This window comes from Ascidiimonas aurantiaca, from assembly GCF_037646345.1.
GTDB lineage: Bacteria > Bacteroidota > Bacteroidia > Flavobacteriales > Flavobacteriaceae > Ascidiimonas > Ascidiimonas aurantiaca.
Window position 1 is genome coordinate 30,705 of record NZ_JBBEWR010000008.1, and the last position, 17,979, is coordinate 48,683.

Consider the following 17,979-nt stretch of genomic DNA (forward strand, 5'->3'; position numbering starts at 1 on the left):
AGTATTTGCCAAATCAAAATCAACTGTTTTTTTGAGTACTTATCCAGGTATTTACTTTTTCTTCCAGAAGTTTTAAGGGCAGACAGCCATATCGAAGTACTTCATTGTGAAACTGTCGTATATCGAAACTGGCTCCCAATTCTTTTTCGGCACGGGCTCTTAGCTCTTGTATTTTGATTTGGCCTATCTTATAGGAAAGTGCCTGTCCGGGAATGGCCATATATCTTTCTACTTCGGAAATGATCCCGGCTTTGCTTTCTGCTTCGTGATCCAGAGAATACTCAATGGCCTGTTCACGGGTCCAGCCCTTAGCATGCAGCCCGGTATCTACTACCAGACGAATGGCTCTGTGCATTTCAGCACTAAGCATACCAAAATACTGGTAAGGATCTTTATATAGCCCCAGTTCTTTTCCTAAAGATTCTGTGTACAATGCCCAGCCTTCTCCATAGGCACTGTACCACAGTGTTTTTCTAAACTCTGGCAAACTTTCATTTTCCTGCTGAAGTGATACTTGATAATGGTGCCCAGGTATGGCCTCATGAAGAAAAAGATCTTCATCTGAATATATATTATACGCTGTAGCATCAGGAATGGGAACATAGAAAATACCGGGTCGCGAACCGTCTAAAGAACCTGGATTGTACTGTGCTGAAGCAGATGCCTCTCTAAAAGCTTCAGTACGCCGTATTTCAAAAGCGGTTTTGGGAGTCATATCAAAAAGCTTTTCCAAATTGGGCTTTATTCTCTCGTGAATTTCGTGAAAATGCTCAAGTACCTGTTCAGGCTTTTTAAAGGGCATTAGCTCTTTTTTAGTCCTCACTTCTTCAAAAAACTCTTTGAGAGAACCTGTAAAACCAACTTCTTCTTTCACTTTTTCCATCTCACGGGTAATTCTGTCAACTTCCCGAAGACCCAGTTCATGAATCTCATCAGCGGTCATGGTAGTAGTAGTAAAGTATTCTATTAACTGTTTGTAGAGGGCTTCACCATTGGGAAGTTCATCTACTCCTGAAGATGTTCTTCCGGCCTCCATGTAATCCGTTTTTATAAACTCCAGTAACGTATTGAGTTTAGGAAGAACCTTAAGCTCCAGAGCGGCAGTATAACTTTCCCGTATCTGCTTCTTTTCCCGCTCTGTAAGGCTTTCAGGCATATTGGTAACAGGGGTGAAAAAAATATTTTTTTCCACTTCACCGGCGGTAAGACTTTCCAATTGTGGTATTACTTTCTTAATGAGTGATTTTGGCAGTACATACCCTTTTTTTATACCTCTTCGCATATTGGCAACCGCTGTATCGCACCAGACCGTGAACCTGTCAAGTCGCGCAAGCCAGTTGTCATAATCTTTTGCGGTTTTGAAAGGTTGGGCGCCGCTTCCACTGCCTAATTGCCCTATAGTTAGCGGTAGTGAAAACAACTGATTAACAGGTATCAGCTCTGCTTCAAACTCTAGTAGTTTTAAAGACTGCTCAATTTCCCATTTCAGGATATCTCTGCTTAATTGCTCTTCTTCCGTAAGGCCGGAGCTGTCGTACATATCAAGTGTATCCTTATAGCGCATATTAAGAACCCACTCTTTGGTTTTAAACTCCTGCGATATATCTATAGCCAGTTGATCGTTATACCGATTATCTCCTGAAAAAGTAGCCTGTAGTGGATTTAGCACCAGCTTTTTTTGATAATACGACTCGAAGACTTTATCAATAGGTGGTAAAAGAACCTCATCTTTTACTTCTTTTTCTTTTTTACAGGCAATTGCCAAAAACCCAAGGGCCAGGAAAACTAGAAACTTATTCATTTATGCAGTTATTTTGAAGACTTTATAAGGTAAAGTACAGCAGAAATTAGGCATTTCAAATATAAAAATATTATTTATTAATGAGGAGCTAAACAGGTATAAGTGATAATGTATTCGTTAAACTGTTAATCTTATAACTTATAAATTGGGAGTATTTTAAAAACAACATCCGTTTCTTCTGAAAAGGAAAAAACGGATGTTAATAGTTTAGTGTATTGATAAGTATTACTTAATCATTTCAAAACTCCGTTTTACAAAACGAGTGAGTTCTTCACCTTTAAGCAATCCCTGAGATAACCTAGCCAGATCTAATGCCTGATTAATAAGCCGCTCCTGCTTTGGGCGTGTTTTGGATTCAAGGATCTTACCCGTGAGCTCATGATTGGTATTCACTATCAGGTTATATATTTCCGGCATATTACCCATGCCAAACATCCCTCCTCCGGAAGCACTCATCTCTTTCATACGTCTCATAAACTCAGGAACAGTTATGATAAAAGGTGCTGCATTACTATCGCGGGACTCCAGTTGTACCGTGTATTTTTCCGAAGAGATCACATCTTTAAGCAAAGTTCCCAGTTTTTCCTGCTCTTCTTCAGAAAGTTTGGAAATAGTATCTTCCTCTTTTTTGATGAGCTTGTCTATAGCATCTGCATCAACTCTGGCAAAAGATACCTTTTCATTACTGGTTTCCAGTTTTTGTATTAAATGTGATACAATGGGGGAGTCTAGTAACAACACTTCATATCCTTTTGTCTTCGCCTCTTCTATGTAGCTGTGTTGGTCATCCTTATTACTTGCATAAAGAATAATCAGTTTATCATCTTTATCGGTTTGCTGGTCTTTAATTTTTTCCTGCAACTCATCAAAGGTGTAATAAGTGTCATCTACCGTTGGATACAGTGCAAAATTCCCGGCTTTTTCAAAAAATTTATCGTCTGAAAGCATACCGTATTCAATAACGATTTTGATATCGTTCCATTTTTTCTCAAAATCTTCCCTATTGTCTTTAAAAAGGGAATTAAGTTTATCGGCTACTTTACGGGTAATATAGCTGGCAATCTTTTTTACGTTTCCGTCTGCCTGCAGATAAGATCTGGAGACGTTCAAAGGGATATCGGGAGAATCAATAACACCTCTTAGCATGGTAAGGAATTCCGGTACAATACCTTCTACATTATCAGTAACAAATACCTGGTTCTGATAAAGCTGAATTCGGTCCTTTTGAAGATTGAGATCGTTTGAGAGTTTTGGGAAATAAAGAATACCTGTAAGGTTAAATGGATAATCTACATTAAGGTGAATATTAAAAAGGGGCTCTTCAAACTGCATAGGATACAACTCTCTGTAAAAAGCGCTGTAATCTTCACTGGAAAGTTCTGAAGGTTGTTTGGTCCAGGCCGGTTCAGGATTATTAATAATGTTGTCAACTTCAATAGTTTTAGCTTTTTCTTCGCCTTCTTCTTTTTCAAGTGTTTCCTGGCGGGTTCCAAACTTGATTGGTACCGGCATGAACTTATTGTATTTTACTAAAAGTTCATTAATTCGATTTTCTTCTAAGAACTCTGTACTGTCTTCTGCAATATGTAAGATAATTTCAGTACCCCTTTCCTGCCGTTCATTTTCTTCCATTGTAAATTGCGGGCTTCCGTCACAAGTCCAGTGGGCTGCAGGAGTGTCAAGGTAAGATTTTGTAATGATCTCCACTTTGTCAGCCACCATAAAAGCCGAATAGAATCCAAGCCCGAAATGACCTATAATACCTGCATCTTTAGCAGTATCTTTATATTTTTCAACAAATTCTTCAGCTCCTGAGAAGGCTACTTCATTAATATACTTTTTCACTTCATCGGCCGTCATACCAATACCCTGGTCGATAATATGAAGTTTTTTACCTTCTTTGTCTATTTTTACTTCAATAACAGGACTGCCGTATTCTACCTTAGCCTCTCCAATACTGGTAAGGTGTTTTAATTTAAGGGTGGCATCTGTAGCATTTGAAATAAGCTCTCTTAAGAAAATTTCATGATCACTATAGAGGAATTTTTTTATAAGAGGAAAAATATTGTCAACAGATACATTAATATTGCCAGTTGTCATTTTTTGTAATTTATTTAGTTATTAATACGTATTTTTACAACTAAGTTGACAAAAAGAATACCATAATTATAAGTCCTGACAAACTGTCATTTTGTAATAGTTTCTCTTCCCATAATAAACTTTTTGAAAAATTTAACACAAAAAACGTTTAACCAATTTTGATTATATTTAAACGTTTCGTAATTTTGAATCGTTTTAAATAATCAAAGGGATTAAACTGCTGTGAAAAAGAAAAAGTTTTAAAAATCCTATAATTGGTTTGTTTATTTATTGGTTAGGTTGTTTGGAAAGCGCACTTGGTTAGTGCGCTTTCTTTCTTTTACAGACTTGTTAAAACTCAACTTTTAAGATTTGTTTAATTTTTTTTAATAAAAGTAAAACATTTTGTAAATTTGACACAAATACATGGAGATGGCAGCGACAAAGACCAAAAAAGAAAAAGAGATAAAGGATTTTGATATACTAACGGCATACATGGAGTATGTACTGGAGCATGATAAAGAGCCTGTTTCTGTTTATCGTTTTTGTAAAGACGTTAAAATTGATGAAAAGCAGTTTTATATGCATTTTGGCTCTTTTGATGCCTTGAAAAAAAGAGTTTGGACTACCTTTTTCGAAAATACAATACAATTACTTGAAAAAGACTCCGGTTTTATGAGTTCTTCCGGACGAGATAAGATGCTTGCCTTCTTTTTTACTTTTTTCGAATTGCTAACGTTAAACCGAAGTTATGTGTTGTTTACATTAAAGTCGCATCAACGCATACCGGATAACCTGAATCAACTTAAACCGTTACGACAACATTTTAAGGATTTTACTAAAGATATATCAGAAAGTGAAAATGAGGAAAAGACACTTAAAATTTTGAAGAAGCCTACTCGTCTTTTTTCTGAGGGGGCATGGCTTCATTTTATGTTTCTTCTCAAATTCTGGATGGATGATGATTCACCTGGTTTTGAAAAGACAGATGTGGCCATAGAAAAATCAGTTAATACGGTTTTTGATGTTTTAGATAACACACCTTTGGATAGTGTTCTTGATTTTGGAAAATTTATTTGGAAAGAAAAATTTGTCTCTTAGCCTTTGAAAACACTAGATAAAATTCCGGTAGGAAAAATAGAGCGTGCCGGAAAGCTGGTACAGACAGGCGTTAAAATAGGCGGTAACTACCTCAAATATTATGGAGAAAAGCTTATAAACCCTGAACTTACTAAAGATAAGCTCAATGAAGAGAATGCAGAAGATATTTATGACGGCTTAAAGAGCTTAAAAGGAAGTGCTCTTAAAGTGGCTCAAATGCTTAGTATGGAGAAAAACATGCTTCCCAGAGCCTATGTTGAAAAATTTTCACTCTCGCAGTTTTCAGTTCCTCCGCTTTCCGCTCCATTAGTTAGAAAAACTTTTAAAAAATATTTTAATGCTTATCCCGAAGAGGTTTTCGACTCTTTTACGCCCAACTCGGTAAATGCTGCCAGTATTGGCCAGGTGCACAAAGCAGTAAAAGAGGGAAGATCACTGGCTGTTAAAATACAATACCCCGGGGTTGCCGATAGTATTAAAAGTGATTTGTCCCTGGTAAAACCCATTGCGGTGAGAATGTTTAATCTCCAAAGTCAGGATTCAGATAAATATTTTAAAGAGATAGAAAACAAGTTGCTGGAAGAAACCAATTATGCCCTGGAGCTGTCTCAAAGTAAAGAGATAACAACGGCCTGTAAAAATATACCCAATATCGTTTTTCCTGAATATTATGAGCAGTGGTCTAACGAGCGAATAATTACTATGGATTGGATGAAGGGGGAGCATCTCAGTGAATTTACGGCAGGTGATTTTGACCGTACTCTGGGCAATCTTCTCGGGCAATCACTCTGGGATTTCTATATGTTTCAAATTCACCAACTTCGAAAAGTACATGCAGATCCGCATCCCGGTAATTTCCTTGTGCATGAAAGACAATTGGTAGCTATTGATTTTGGGTGTATTAAGCATATACCGGATTCATTCTACATTCCATATTTTGAGATGGCAAAAAGAGAAAATTTTGAAAATGAAGCCATCTTCAAACAAAAAATGTATGAACTCGAAATTCTCCTTCCCTCAGATTCTCCTGAAGAAGTGAAATTTTTTACGGAGTTGTTCCGGGAGATGTTGAGTGTGTTTACCGCTCCTTTTAATGAAAAAGAATTTGATTTTGGTAACCAGCGTTTCTGGAATAGCATTGCATCATTGAGTGAGCGCTATTCAAAAGATCCCAAAATCAGAAAAATGAACGGTAGCAGAGGTTCTAAACACTTTTTATATATGAACCGTACTTTTTTCGGGCTCTATAATCTCCTTTGTGACCTCAAAGCGAAAGTAACGGTAAATAACTTTGAAAAATATCTTTCATAATGAGAGTTCCTCTTAGAAAACGCGCCATCAGCGCGTTTTTTTATCTTCCATATATATTTCTGAACCAGAATGTATTAAAGATATCTCAATAATCAGTAAATTGCGCAGCCAATTTTTAATTTATTCGTAGATTTAATTTTTGTAATTCACAAATTCACATAAAAATAAAATATGTACAATTCAAGAATTGCGGGTCTGGGATATTTTGTGCCTGAAAACGTAGTGACCAATGATGACCTGTCCACGATCATGGATACAAGTGATGAATGGATACAGGAGCGTACAGGTATCAAAGAGAGAAGACATGTTATTCCGGGAACAGATACTACCACCAGTATGGGGGTAAAGGCTGCTAAAATTGCTATAGAACGGGCGGGTATTGATAAAAATGAAATAGACTTCATTGTTTTTGCTACATTAAGTCCTGATTATTATTTTCCCGGGCCGGGCGTTTTGGTACAGCGTGAACTGGGTATTGATACTGTAGGGGCACTGGATGTGCGTAACCAATGCTCCGGGTTTGTTTATGCAGTTTCGGTAGCAGACCAATTTATTAAGACCGGGATGTACAAAAATGTCCTGGTAATTGGTTCTGAGCTGCATTCTGCCGGACTGGATATGACTACTCGGGGAAGATCGGTTTCTGTAATTTTTGGAGATGGAGCAGGTGCAGCAGTACTTACTCGTGAAGAAAATAAAGAGAAAGGTATTCTTTCTACCCATTTACACTCAGAAGGTGAACATGCCGAAGAGCTTGCCGTAATAGCTCCGGGTATGGGTAAACGCTGGGTAACCGATATATTACGTGATAATGATCCGGATGACGTTTCGTACACCCCTTATATGAACGGGCAGTTTGTATTTAAAAATGCTGTAGTGCGTTTTAGCGAGGTGATTATGGAAGGGTTACAGGCTAATGGGCTTACACCTGAGGCCATTGATATGCTGATCCCTCATCAGGCGAATTTAAGAATATCGCAGTTTATTCAGAAAAAGTTTGCTCTGCCTGATGATAAGGTATATAACAATATCATGTCTTATGGTAACACAACTGCAGCCTCCATTCCCATAGCACTTACAGAAGCCTGGGAGCAAGGTAAGATCAAAGAAGGAGATACCGTGGTGCTGGCTGCTTTTGGAAGTGGCTTTACCTGGGGTAGCGTCATAATTAAATGGTAATTTAAAAAGTAACTAATTAACCATTACCATATTCTTTTGAAGTTTATCAGAAGAAATCACCTAATTCGGATATCGAATTAAAAAAAGCCTGCTCAGCAGGCTTTTTCGTTAAACGTGATCGCTAATAAAGTCAGAGCACCATTGTTTAATGTTGTCACGTGTGCTTCTAAATGCCTGCACCAGTTCGGAAGCAGATCCTGACAATTTAGTAGGATCTGAGAAATTGTGATGAAATTTTTGTGCTTCTGAAATGTATATAGGGCAGCTTTCTTTAGCGTGATCACAAACCGTTAAAATATAATCAAATTTGATATGTGCATAATCATCTACATGAACAGAGGTGTGATGGGATATATCAATACCATCTTCGGCCATTATGCCTACTGCAAAAGGGTTTAAACCGTGCTTTTCAACCCCTGCACTATACACATTGATACGGCCTTCTCCAAAATGATTAAGGTAGCCATGAGCCATTTGGCTCCGGCAGGAATTACCTGTACAAAGTACAAGAATGTTTTTTTTCATAAGAATTGCAATAAAAAATTAATGGCATATGATTTTTTCTTTATAACCAGACGTTTTTAAAGTTCACTATGTTATAAAAGGTATCCCGGAGAAAACATCTGTATTTTTATAATTCGTTTTTAATGGTTAATGGTGTACAGGTGGCACCGGAGTTTTGATAAGATTGAAAAAAAACGGAAAAAAGGTTTTTAACATGAAGCCATTTTTCCGGATTGATACAATAACATACGCTGGTACCTTCAATAGTACCCTGAATATAATTTTCTTTTTTAAGCTCCTTAAGATGTTGTGAGATGGTAGGCTGTGCCAGTCCTATCTCATTCACAAGGTCGCCACAAATACAGGCATCTGTATTTATAATGTGCTGAAGTATGGCAATTCGTGCAGGATGCGCAAGAACTTTGGCCAGATTCGCCAGCTCATTTTGTTGTTTGGTATAAATATCTGTTTTAGTAACTCCCATTTGTTAATTAATACATTGCAATATTACGATAAATAAATTTAATAAAAAATAACCCGAAAGCTTTTACACTTCCGGGTTTTTTAATAACTAACAATTAAACACTAACCATCAACTATAAAAATTGTGTAGTTATTAAATCTTTACAGGATACCACCGCTTCCCTGTTTTGTATTGTCGTCCCTGTTTTTTCTTCTCAAGGCTCTGTTTTTACCACTTCCAAATCTATAAGAGAGTCCCACAAAAACGGTATTGCTTTCCCAGTTAAAATCTCCGGTTTGTCTAAAAGGCAGGCGTCCGTCAAACGCAAACTGCATAGTATTGAAAACATCATTGAAATTAAGGCTTATCGTACCTTTTTTCTGAGCGAAGGAATATCTCGCTCCTGCATTAATGAAATACATAGGTTCTACATCAAACTGTAGGGTTTTGTTTTTACCCCGGTAGAAACCGAATATTGAAAAGGTAAGGTTTTTTGTGGCTATAAGATTGTTGTTCATACGGGCGTTCCATGCTGTATTGGTTACTTCTACCTCATCTGTACCTACAAAACCTCTTTGTTTCTGAGAGAAAAGGTCGAAGCTGGCATTGAAGTTCCACCATTTTGTGGGCCTGTAGTTACTTGACATTTCAAAACCAAAAGAGGAGTTGTTGTCAAAATTATCAAAAGTGAGAATAAGTTTATTTTCATCCAGTTCATCAATATAGACTGCCCGGTTGATCTCATCTTCGATTTTTCTGTAGAATACCCCTGCTGTAATGCTTCCATTTTTTAATCTTCTGGTGTAATTAAACTCAGCAGAATTAGTGAACTGAGGTAAAAGTGAAGGGTTACCAAAAGAAGAAATGAGTGGGGTGGCCCATTCTCTAATGGGGTTTACCTGTTCCAGTCCGGGCCGGTCCACTCTTCTGCTTACACTCAATTGGTACTGGTTCTTTTCTCCGGGTCTGTAAACAATGAAAGCAGAAGGGTAAATTTGTGTGTATTTATCTGTAAAGGCCCTAACGGTATTGGTATCTGCCTTTACAGAAACATCTTCAAAACGGGCTCCTATCTGGTACGACCATTTTTCGAAGTTCTGTCCGAAAGTTGCATAGGCAGAATAAATATCCATTTCATAAATAAAGTTGGTACTGGGTGTGGGTCTTAAGTTTCCGTTGGCATTAAAAGTGAGTCCGGTAGACTGGTAATCAATATCTGTATTAAAAAATCGGGCTTCAGCACCTAATTCCAGCTTAGATTTTTCGCTTAGCGGATTTACATAGTCCAGATTAATAAAGGTTTGATCTCTTTCGATATCTACGAAATCCATATAATCAGGGATAATACCGGTACCTCCTTCAAAATCAAAGTTGGCGTCCTCATCACTTTCAAATCGGTTATGGTCTATTTCCAGTTCAATATTGTGGCCTTCTTTGGCAAAGTCACGTTTGTAATCCAGATTATACTGTTGGCTGTGATTGTCATTAATATTATTAAAGAACTGTATCTCATCGGGAAAATCACCATTGTAATATACAATATCAGTTATTCCCAGTCCTTTGCCGTTAAAAAGGTTTTGATTGGTAAAAAAGGAGAACGTGTTCTTTTCATTAATATAGAAATCAAAACCGCCTTTAAAGAGATGTGATTTATTATTGTTGTTAAAATCAAAGAACTGTTCAGAGTTTTCATCTACCCGAAAAATACGCCCGTCATTTATGTATTTACCAATGTTCGTACCATAGTTTCCGTAGATATTGAATTTGCCATTTCTGTAATTGAGATCTAAAGAAGTATTAAACTTTGCTTCTATGCCATGTGTAAGCCCCATATTCAGGTTTCCGTTAAAACCAATATTGGCATTTTTATGTAAAACGATATTGATAATACCGCTCATACCTTCAGGATTGTACTTGGCAGAGGGGTTAGTAATAAGCTCAATACTTTTTATAGAAGTTGAAGGTATTTGTTGTAACAGTTGAGCGATGGGGATATTGGTGAGTTTCCCATCTACCATTACACGTACATTGGCATTTCCGCGAAGTGTAATATTTCCGGTTTGCTGGTCAATGTTTACAGAAGGGATGTTGTTCATAATATCGGCAGCAGTGGCTCCCACCGTAGTAAGGTCTTTCCCTACGTTTATGACCTTCCGGTCTATTTTCTGTTCTATTGTAGATCGTTCGGCTACTACATCTACGCCTTCCAGTTCGGCTACTTCTTCCTCCAGAGCAATAGTTCCCAGTTCTAATTTTCGGTTTTGACGACTTATTTCAATATCTCTGGAATAGGTTTTATAACCAACAAACTGAATTTGAAAAAGCATTCTTCCCTCGGGAAGTTTTTTAACCTCAAAAGAGCCGTTTTCAGAAGTGATCCCACCTGTTATCATTTCTCCCTCTGAAGATTTGACAATGATGGTGGCATACGGTATGGGTTGTTGAAGTATTTTGTCTATTACTTTACCGGAAACAGAGCCTATGGCAGGTGCTTTTTCTGGTGCTGTTTGAGCATTTAGTGCATAACAAAGCACTAATGCCCAAAGGGTCATAAGTTTTTTCATTGGTAGGGTTGTTTTTTGATTGATGATGAATACCTGGCTATTGTCAGATATTTTATAACTTGACGACAAATGTTAAAACATGTTACAAATTAAAATACACTTTAACACAATTTAACAAATGGCTAAAACACTAGTACTCGGTGCTTCTTTAAATCGTGAACGTTATTCAAACCTTATTATAGGCCGTTTACTGCGTTATGGAGAAGAGGTTGTTGCTTTGGGTCTGAAAGAAGGTGAGGTCGATGGAGTATCCATAGATACTTCCATGGTACCCTATTCTAATGTAGATACCGTAACTTTATATCTAAACCCGTTTCGTCAAAAACAGTATTATGAATATATATGTTCTCTGGCACCCCGCAGAGTTATTTTTAATCCTGGAACAGAGAACCCTGAGTTTTATGAGATACTTCAGGAAAATGGCATTACCGTAAGTGTGGCCTGTAATTTGGTTTTACTTTCTACGAATCAGTATTAAGCCCGTAAATGTTAATAATCCGTTCAGAATTAATAATTCGTACCCTATTTCATAACCTCCCAGCCATGTATTGGGAATGTATCCTACGAGGCCGGTTAACGTAGCCGATAGCACGGCCACAAAGGGCACCCATTGGTCCTTAACTGCGTATTTGGTGAAGATGCCAAAAGAGAATAATCCCAGTAACGGGCCGTAGGTGTAAGAAGCTACAGTGAGGAGTCCGTCAATAACATTTCTCTCAAGCACATAGTTAAAAACAATGATAACCACAATAAGTAACACACTCATTCCTATGTGTACTTTTTTACGAAGCGACTTTTGTTTTGAGGGATCTTTGTTTTCAATATCCATAAAATCAATACAGTAGGAGGTGGTTAATGAGGTTAGAGCACTGTCGGCACTACTGTAGGCAGCCGCAATGAGGCCCAGAATAAAAACAATGCCTAACCCGGCACCGAGTTCCTGATTGAGTGCAATTTCAGGAAACATCAGATCGGTTTTCACGCTTCCGTCCAGTTTTGGTATTTCAATACCTGTTTGGTCTGCATAAACAAATAATAAGGCGCCCAATACCATAAATACAAAATTTACAACAATGAGGATCACACTTAGAGAGATCATATTTTTTTGAGCGTCTTTTACTGTTCTGCAGGTTAAGTTTTTCTGCATCATATCCTGGTCAAGCCCGGTCATACAAATAGTAACAAACATACCCCCCAGAAAAGATTTGATAAGATGATTTCTAGAATTAAAATCATCTGTTACCCATAACTTAGTGTATTTACCAAGTTCTTCATTCATCCAGAAATCTGCCAGAGAGAGGTTTATCTCATTCATGATGATATAAATGGTAACCAAAACGGCAGAGAGCATAAAAAGGGTTTGCAGCGTATCAGTCCAGACAATAGTTTTGATCCCTCCTCTAAAGGTATATATCCAGATGAGAAGAATAGAGATTATTACCGTAACCGGGAAAGGTACCTGCCAGCTGTTAAACACAAAATATTGTAATACGGTGGCAACCAGGAAGAGCCGGAATGAAGCCCCCAGAACCCGTGAGATAAAAAAGAAAAAGGCCCCTGTTTTATGGCTTTGGTTGCCAAAACGACTTTGAAGGTACTCGTAAATAGAGGTTACATTAAGCCGGTAATACAGCGGTAGTAGTATAAATGCTATTACTAGATAGCCTGCAAAATACCCAAAAACTACCTGCATATAACTAAATTGTGAGTCAATTACCCACCCCGGTACCGATATAAAAGTAACGCCACTTAGCGAGGCTCCTATCATTCCAAAGGCTACCACATACCATGGTGATTGTCTTTTTGCTTTAAAAAAGGCTTCATTCGAATCTTCTTTACCGGTTAAAAAGGAGATGAAAATAAGCAAACCAAAGTATGCTGCTATGAGCAGAAGAATATGAACAGGTTGCATAAAATGAGATTTAGTCTGCAAAATACAAACTCTCTTTAAAAAAATGACAGGATACCGCTAAAAACTGTAAATTCGCAACTATGGAATTTTCCTCAAAACTTTTGGAAAAAGCGGTAGATGAAATGGCGCAGTTGCCGGGTATTGGAAAGCGTACGGCATTGCGTCTGGTACTTCATCTGTTAAGGCAACCAGCCCGGCAAACGGAAAGGCTTACGGAGGCACTTAGTGTGCTGAGAGCAGAGATACGCTACTGTGAAAACTGTCACAATATCTCAGATATGCATGTGTGTGAAATATGTGCTAATCCTAAAAGAGATGCAACTACTGTTTGTGTTGTAGAAGATATAAGAGATGTAATGGCAATTGAAAATACAGCCCAATACAAGGGTCATTATCACGTATTGGGGGGTAAAATATCTCCTATGGAAGGGGTGGGACCTCATAACCTCACTATTCAAAGTTTGATAGATAAAGTAAAAAATGAGCAGGTTGCAGAAGTTATTTTTGCTCTGAGTTCGACAATGGAAGGAGATACCACTAATTTTTACATCTTTAAACAATTGGAACCTTATAAGGTTGAAGTTTCTGCACTTGCACGTGGGGTGGCAGTGGGAGATGAGCTTGAGTTTGCAGATGAGGTCACTCTTGGAAGAAGTATTACCAACCGGATACCATTTGAAAAATCTATTCGTAATTCCTGATCAGAAGCTGATGCAGGGGTTGAAATAATGGTAGAACAGGCACAAGTTGTGGGGCTTTTTTTAATTAAAATTTATTACAGAAAATCTAAAGATAAAGTGTTTTTTTAATTAATTTCGCAATCTCATAATTGAAAATCATATTCTTATTATAAATATGGCAAAGTTTGAATTGAAATTACCAAAAATGGGAGAGAGTGTTGCCGAGGCGACTGTTACTTCCTGGCTCAAGAACATTGGAGATACCATAGAGATGGATGAAGCCGTTTTGGAAATAGCAACAGATAAAGTTGATTCTGAAGTACCCAGTGAAGTAGAAGGGGTTCTTGTGGAAAAGCTTTTTGAAGTAGATGATGTGGTGAAAGTAGGAGAGGTGCTGGCAATTATTGAAACGGAAGGTGAAGGAGGAGCGACTGAAACCAAAGAAGAGGCGCCGTTGCAGGAAGCTGCCAGTGCTATAAATTCGGTAGAAGAAACCGTTCAGGTAGCAAAAGAAGTCGCAGCACCGGTTGCGGTTGCAAGCCATGATACCTCCGGACGCTTTTATTCTCCTCTGGTAAAAAATATTGCCAAAGAAGAAGGTATTAGTATGTCGGAACTGGAAAGTATTCAGGGTACCGGAAAAGAAGGAAGAGTTACTAAAAATGATATTTTAGCTTATGTTAAAAACAGGGGAGTAGCACCCGAACCTCATGCGGTTACGGAAGTAACTTCCCCTAAAGCTGTTTCACAACCTCAATCACCTAAGAAACCGGTTCCTGTTTCTGTTAACAGGGAGGATGAAATTATTGAAATGACCCGTATGGGTAAGCTTATCGCGCACCACATGCATGAAAGCGTTCATACATCGGCCCACGTGCAAAGCTTTGTAGAAGCAGATGTTACCAATGTTGTGAAATGGAGAACGGTTAAAAAACGAGAGTTTGAACAAAAAGAAGGTGAAAAACTTACTTTTACCCCCATCTTCATGGAAGCAATAGCGAAAGCCCTTCGTGAATTTCCTATGATGAACATTTCAGTAGATGGTGACCGTATCATAAAGCGTAAAAATATTAATTTGGGTATGGCTGCCGCATTACCAGATGGCAATTTAATTGTGCCGGTAATAAAAAATGCAGACCAGTTAAACTTAGTAGGGCTGGCCAAGAAAGTAAATGACCTTGCTAACAGAGCCAGAATGAATCAATTAAAACCCGATGAGATCCAGGGAGGTACTTATACGGTTACGAATGTAGGTACTTTTGGAAGTGTTTTTGGAACGCCTATTATTAATCAGCCTCAGGTAGGCATACTCGCATTAGGCGGTATTAGAAAAGTACCGGCCGTTATAGAAACTCCCGAAGGCGATTTTATAGGGATACGGCACAAAATGTTCTTATCGCACAGTTATGACCACCGGGTAGTAAATGGTGCTTTGGGCGGAATGTTTGTCAAAAAAGTAGCAGATTATCTCGAATCCTGGGATATTAACAGAGAGTTGTGAAAATTTGAGCGTATATATAAAAAAGACATCCCGGTTTAGATTTTGAAAACCGGGATGTCTTTTTTAAGCTAAACTCAATTAAAGTGTCGTATTAAAATTATTGAGCGTACTTTTCATAAACGAACGCAGTAAAACAATTCCGGGATGTTTATCGCCTAAGGGAAACTCCTGTTCAAGGGTCTTGGAATCGAAAGATTTGTACCCTGTAATATCCAGTATATTTTCTCTTGTAAGGTATTGAAAGCCCATACTCCAGTTGATAAACTTTCTCTCTCGTGAAGTGCCGCTGGCTATTTTATAAACCGAATGGTGCCGGAGATCTTTTTTAATACTCTCGAAGAGTGCTTTTACCTTGTGCTTGTCGCCTTCCAGATATTGAATAAAGCTGCTTTCGTGATGTAATAATACGCCGGTGATATTTAGGTCGTGATTATTTTTTCTGCTTTTAATAAGTAGTTCCTGCAGCATATGATCATTGAAATCAATGTTTGCTGTACTGATGTAACAAAGGTAGTATATCATAATTAATGAAACATAATTAATGAACTTTAGCCTTGTTGGGGGGTAATCACTAAATCAATTACAAAGTAGTAGGTAAGTATATACAAGTTATACAAAAAAATAGAAAAGGTAATTTTTTTTTACATTTTTTTTACAGTAAAGAACTAATAATAAGGTTAAAACAGATTTTTATTCTCATTTTTCCTGGTATAAAACAAAGTATAGCTTTTGGTAAATTAGAGTTGTGAAGCTTTGTTTTAAAAGCAGCATTATTATTCAATGGCTCTGATCAATATGAACACGTTAATGTCGCAGGAAATGGTATAACATCTTTAACAACGTTGAGAAAAAAATGCTTTCAGGTAGCGAACTACAAATACCGTATCGTGCTTTATTACCCAAAAACTACGATTTGAAAACAAAATATACGTTGCTGCTATTTTTATAAAGATCGGGAGAAAAAGGTAGCGATCATGCCCCCCCTTTGCAATTTCTCATGTATATCCTTGCGGACTCTCTACAGAAAGATATGGGAATTTTTAAAATTGTAAGAAGCACCCCCGACAGATTTGCCACGGCAATTGCTATTTGTGAGGGAGCGTATGCTGCCCTGACGGCAAATATATACAAAACAGCATGGTAGATGTTTCACAGGGAAAAGGATCTTGCCGTGCCTGTAGCGCATTCACAAAATATGGCACACTCTTACAGAAGGAGAAGCAGTTATTACTCTTACCATTTATAAAAAAGTACTCTGCAACGGTTATACTACTACACTCTAAGAGACAAAACTTTTTTAGGGCCCTTAAAAAGAAAATTATTATACCTTACAGATCACTAAAACAAGGGTCTTTGAAGAGGTCTCTTGCTAATATTTAAAAGTATTACCATGAAGCCTTTCATTTTCTTACTAGGTTTCTCTCAGCAATGTGTATATTTACACCTCTTTTAGAAAAACAGTGACCATGGAATTAAAGCTCACCAGGCCCATTTGCTTTTTCGACCTTGAAACAACAGGTACCGATGTGGCAAAAGACCGTATTGTAGAGATATCTATTTTGAAACTCTACCCCAATGGTAATAAAGAAAGCAAAACATGGTTAGTTAACCCTGGAGTGTCTATTCCCGAATATGCTACTGCCGTTCATGGTATTACTAATGAAAAAGTGGCAAATGAACCCACCTTTAAAGATTTGTCGAGACAGGTGTATAACATGATCAAAGACAGTGACCTTGCAGGATATAATTCAGATCGTTTTGATATCCCGCTTTTGGCTGAAGAAATGCTGAGAGCTGATATTGATTTTGATATGAAAAATCGGGTATCGGTAGATGTTCAAACCATTTTTCATAAAATGGAAAAAAGAACACTTGGTGCAGCTTACCAGTTTTATTGCCAAAAAGACCTGAAAGATGCCCATAGTGCAGAAGCCGATACGATGGCAACCTATGAAGTACTTAAAGCGCAACTGGAAAGGTATAATGAGTTGGAAAATGATATAAAATTCCTTTCCGATTTTACAAACCGCAAAAATGCTGCAGATTTTGCAGGATTTATTGTATATGACAAAGAAGGCAGTGAGGTTTTTTCCTTTGGAAAACATAAAGGGAAAAAAGTAGAGAAAGTGCTGGATGAAGAACCCGGATACTTTGGCTGGCTAATAAATGCTGATTTTCCTTTGTACACCAAAAAAGTACTGACCGGGATAAAACTTAGAAAACTCAATAATAAACTTTCCTGATATATTCCAGGTATTTTAAGATAACTTTCATGAAAATTATTTGTGTAGGCCGTAATTATACAGATCATATAAAAGAACTTGCTAATGAAAAACCAAGTGATCCTGTACTTTTTTTAAAACCGGATACATCTGTATTACAAAATGATCAGGATTTTTATATTCCAGACTTTTCAAGCGATGTTCATTATGAAGTGGAAGTACTGGTAAAAATTACAAGACCCGGAAAACACATAGAAACTAAATTTGCAGGAACCTATTATAATGAAATTGGTTTGGGGATAGATTTTACTGCCAGAGATCTGCAGAGTAAGTTAAAAGAAAAAGGATTGCCCTGGGAGAAATCAAAAGCATTTGACGGTTCTGCGGTTATTGGCCAATGGTTGCCAAAACAACAATTCACAGATTTGAATAATATAAGCTTTAGCCTTAAAAAAAACGGGCAGTTGGTCCAGAATGGAAACACACAATTTATGTTGTGGAAAATAGATGAGCTTATCTCATATATCTCACAGTATTTCACATTAAAAACAGGCGATGTCATATTTACCGGAACACCTGCTGGTGTTGGTAAAGTCGTTGTTAATGATTACCTTGAAGGCTTTTTAGAAGATCATAAACTTTTTGCCCTATATACAAAATAA

General features: G+C 37.5%; 15 protein-coding genes. 8 read left to right on the forward strand and 7 right to left on the reverse strand.

Annotated features, from left to right (window positions below; all coding sequences use genetic code 11):
• Nucleotides 1–19 precede the first annotated feature (19 nt).
• Nucleotides 20–1,801, reverse strand: a complete 1,782-nt coding sequence (locus WAO84_RS09540) for a DUF885 domain-containing protein (RefSeq protein ID WP_340065375.1) — start codon at nucleotides 1,799–1,801, stop codon at nucleotides 20–22.
• Between the two features lie 225 nt (nucleotides 1,802–2,026).
• A complete protein-coding gene (gene htpG / locus WAO84_RS09545) occupies nucleotides 2,027–3,901 on the reverse strand; it encodes a molecular chaperone HtpG (RefSeq protein ID WP_340065377.1) in 1,875 nt (624 codons plus the stop codon).
• 411 nt (nucleotides 3,902–4,312) lie between these two features.
• Here htpG and WAO84_RS09550 point away from each other — a divergent pair, with 411 nt between their 5' ends.
• The 3 genes from WAO84_RS09550 (at nucleotide 4,313) to WAO84_RS09560 (ending at nucleotide 7,471) form a co-directional block, all read left to right on the forward strand.
• Nucleotides 4,313–4,981: a TetR/AcrR family transcriptional regulator gene (locus tag WAO84_RS09550; protein WP_340065379.1), complete on the forward strand. Its 669-nt coding sequence runs from the start codon at nucleotides 4,313–4,315 to the stop codon at nucleotides 4,979–4,981.
• Nucleotides 4,982–4,984: 3 nt separating this feature from the next.
• Nucleotides 4,985–6,292: an ABC1 kinase family protein gene (locus WAO84_RS09555; RefSeq protein ID WP_340065381.1), complete on the forward strand. Its 1,308-nt coding sequence runs from the start codon at nucleotides 4,985–4,987 to the stop codon at nucleotides 6,290–6,292.
• Nucleotides 6,293–6,463: 171 nt separating this feature from the next.
• On the forward strand, nucleotides 6,464–7,471 hold the full coding sequence (locus tag WAO84_RS09560; protein WP_340065382.1) for a 3-oxoacyl-ACP synthase III family protein: 1,008 nt from the start codon (nucleotides 6,464–6,466) through the stop codon (nucleotides 7,469–7,471).
• A gap of 108 nt (nucleotides 7,472–7,579) precedes the next feature.
• Here WAO84_RS09560 and WAO84_RS09565 read toward each other — a convergent pair whose 3' ends face one another.
• The 3 genes from WAO84_RS09565 to WAO84_RS09575 all read right to left on the reverse strand — a co-directional run bounded on the left by WAO84_RS09565 (nucleotide 7,580) and on the right by WAO84_RS09575 (nucleotide 11,002).
• Nucleotides 7,580–7,996, reverse strand: a complete 417-nt coding sequence (locus WAO84_RS09565) for an arsenate reductase ArsC (protein ID WP_340065385.1) — start codon at nucleotides 7,994–7,996, stop codon at nucleotides 7,580–7,582.
• Between the two features lie 106 nt (nucleotides 7,997–8,102).
• Nucleotides 8,103–8,459 (reverse strand): ArsR/SmtB family transcription factor, encoded by a 357-nt coding sequence (locus WAO84_RS09570; protein ID WP_340065387.1) that lies wholly within the window; start codon nucleotides 8,457–8,459, stop codon nucleotides 8,103–8,105.
• 140 nt (nucleotides 8,460–8,599) lie between these two features.
• Nucleotides 8,600–11,002 (reverse strand): TonB-dependent receptor, encoded by a 2,403-nt coding sequence (locus tag WAO84_RS09575; RefSeq protein WP_340065389.1) that lies wholly within the window; start codon nucleotides 11,000–11,002, stop codon nucleotides 8,600–8,602.
• 118 nt (nucleotides 11,003–11,120) lie between these two features.
• Here WAO84_RS09575 and WAO84_RS09580 point away from each other — a divergent pair, with 118 nt between their 5' ends.
• Nucleotides 11,121–11,480, forward strand: coding sequence for a CoA-binding protein (locus WAO84_RS09580; protein WP_340065390.1), 360 nt, complete (start codon nucleotides 11,121–11,123; stop codon nucleotides 11,478–11,480).
• On the opposite strand, the gene WAO84_RS09585 is transcribed toward WAO84_RS09580, so the two are convergent.
• Nucleotides 11,457–12,914 (reverse strand): sodium:solute symporter, encoded by a 1,458-nt coding sequence (locus WAO84_RS09585; protein ID WP_340065392.1) that lies wholly within the window; start codon nucleotides 12,912–12,914, stop codon nucleotides 11,457–11,459. The genes WAO84_RS09580 and WAO84_RS09585 overlap by 24 nt on opposite strands.
• Nucleotides 12,915–12,994: 80 nt before the next feature.
• Here WAO84_RS09585 and recR point away from each other — a divergent pair, with 80 nt between their 5' ends.
• Together recR and WAO84_RS09595 are read left to right on the forward strand one after the other, a co-directional pair.
• A complete protein-coding gene (gene recR / locus WAO84_RS09590) occupies nucleotides 12,995–13,615 on the forward strand; it encodes a recombination mediator RecR (RefSeq protein ID WP_340065393.1) in 621 nt (206 codons plus the stop codon).
• A gap of 154 nt (nucleotides 13,616–13,769) precedes the next feature.
• Entirely contained in the window at nucleotides 13,770–15,095 is a 1,326-nt protein-coding gene (locus WAO84_RS09595; protein ID WP_340065394.1) for a dihydrolipoamide acetyltransferase family protein, read from the forward strand.
• 78 nt (nucleotides 15,096–15,173) lie between these two features.
• On the opposite strand, the gene WAO84_RS09600 is transcribed toward WAO84_RS09595, so the two are convergent.
• Nucleotides 15,174–15,617 carry a BLUF domain-containing protein gene (locus WAO84_RS09600; protein ID WP_340065395.1) on the reverse strand — a complete coding sequence of 148 codons (444 nt, stop codon included), beginning with the start codon at nucleotides 15,615–15,617 and terminating at the stop codon, nucleotides 15,174–15,176.
• A 944-nt stretch (nucleotides 15,618–16,561) separates the two neighbouring features.
• On the opposite strand from WAO84_RS09600, the gene WAO84_RS09605 reads away from it, so the two are divergent.
• On the forward strand, nucleotides 16,562–17,338 hold the full coding sequence (locus WAO84_RS09605) for a 3'-5' exonuclease (RefSeq protein ID WP_340065396.1): 777 nt from the start codon (nucleotides 16,562–16,564) through the stop codon (nucleotides 17,336–17,338).
• Nucleotides 17,339–17,367: 29 nt separating this feature from the next.
• The gene (locus WAO84_RS09610; RefSeq protein WP_340065397.1) at nucleotides 17,368–17,979 is read left to right on the forward strand and encodes a fumarylacetoacetate hydrolase family protein; all 612 of its coding nucleotides are present in this window, start codon (nucleotides 17,368–17,370) and stop codon (nucleotides 17,977–17,979) included.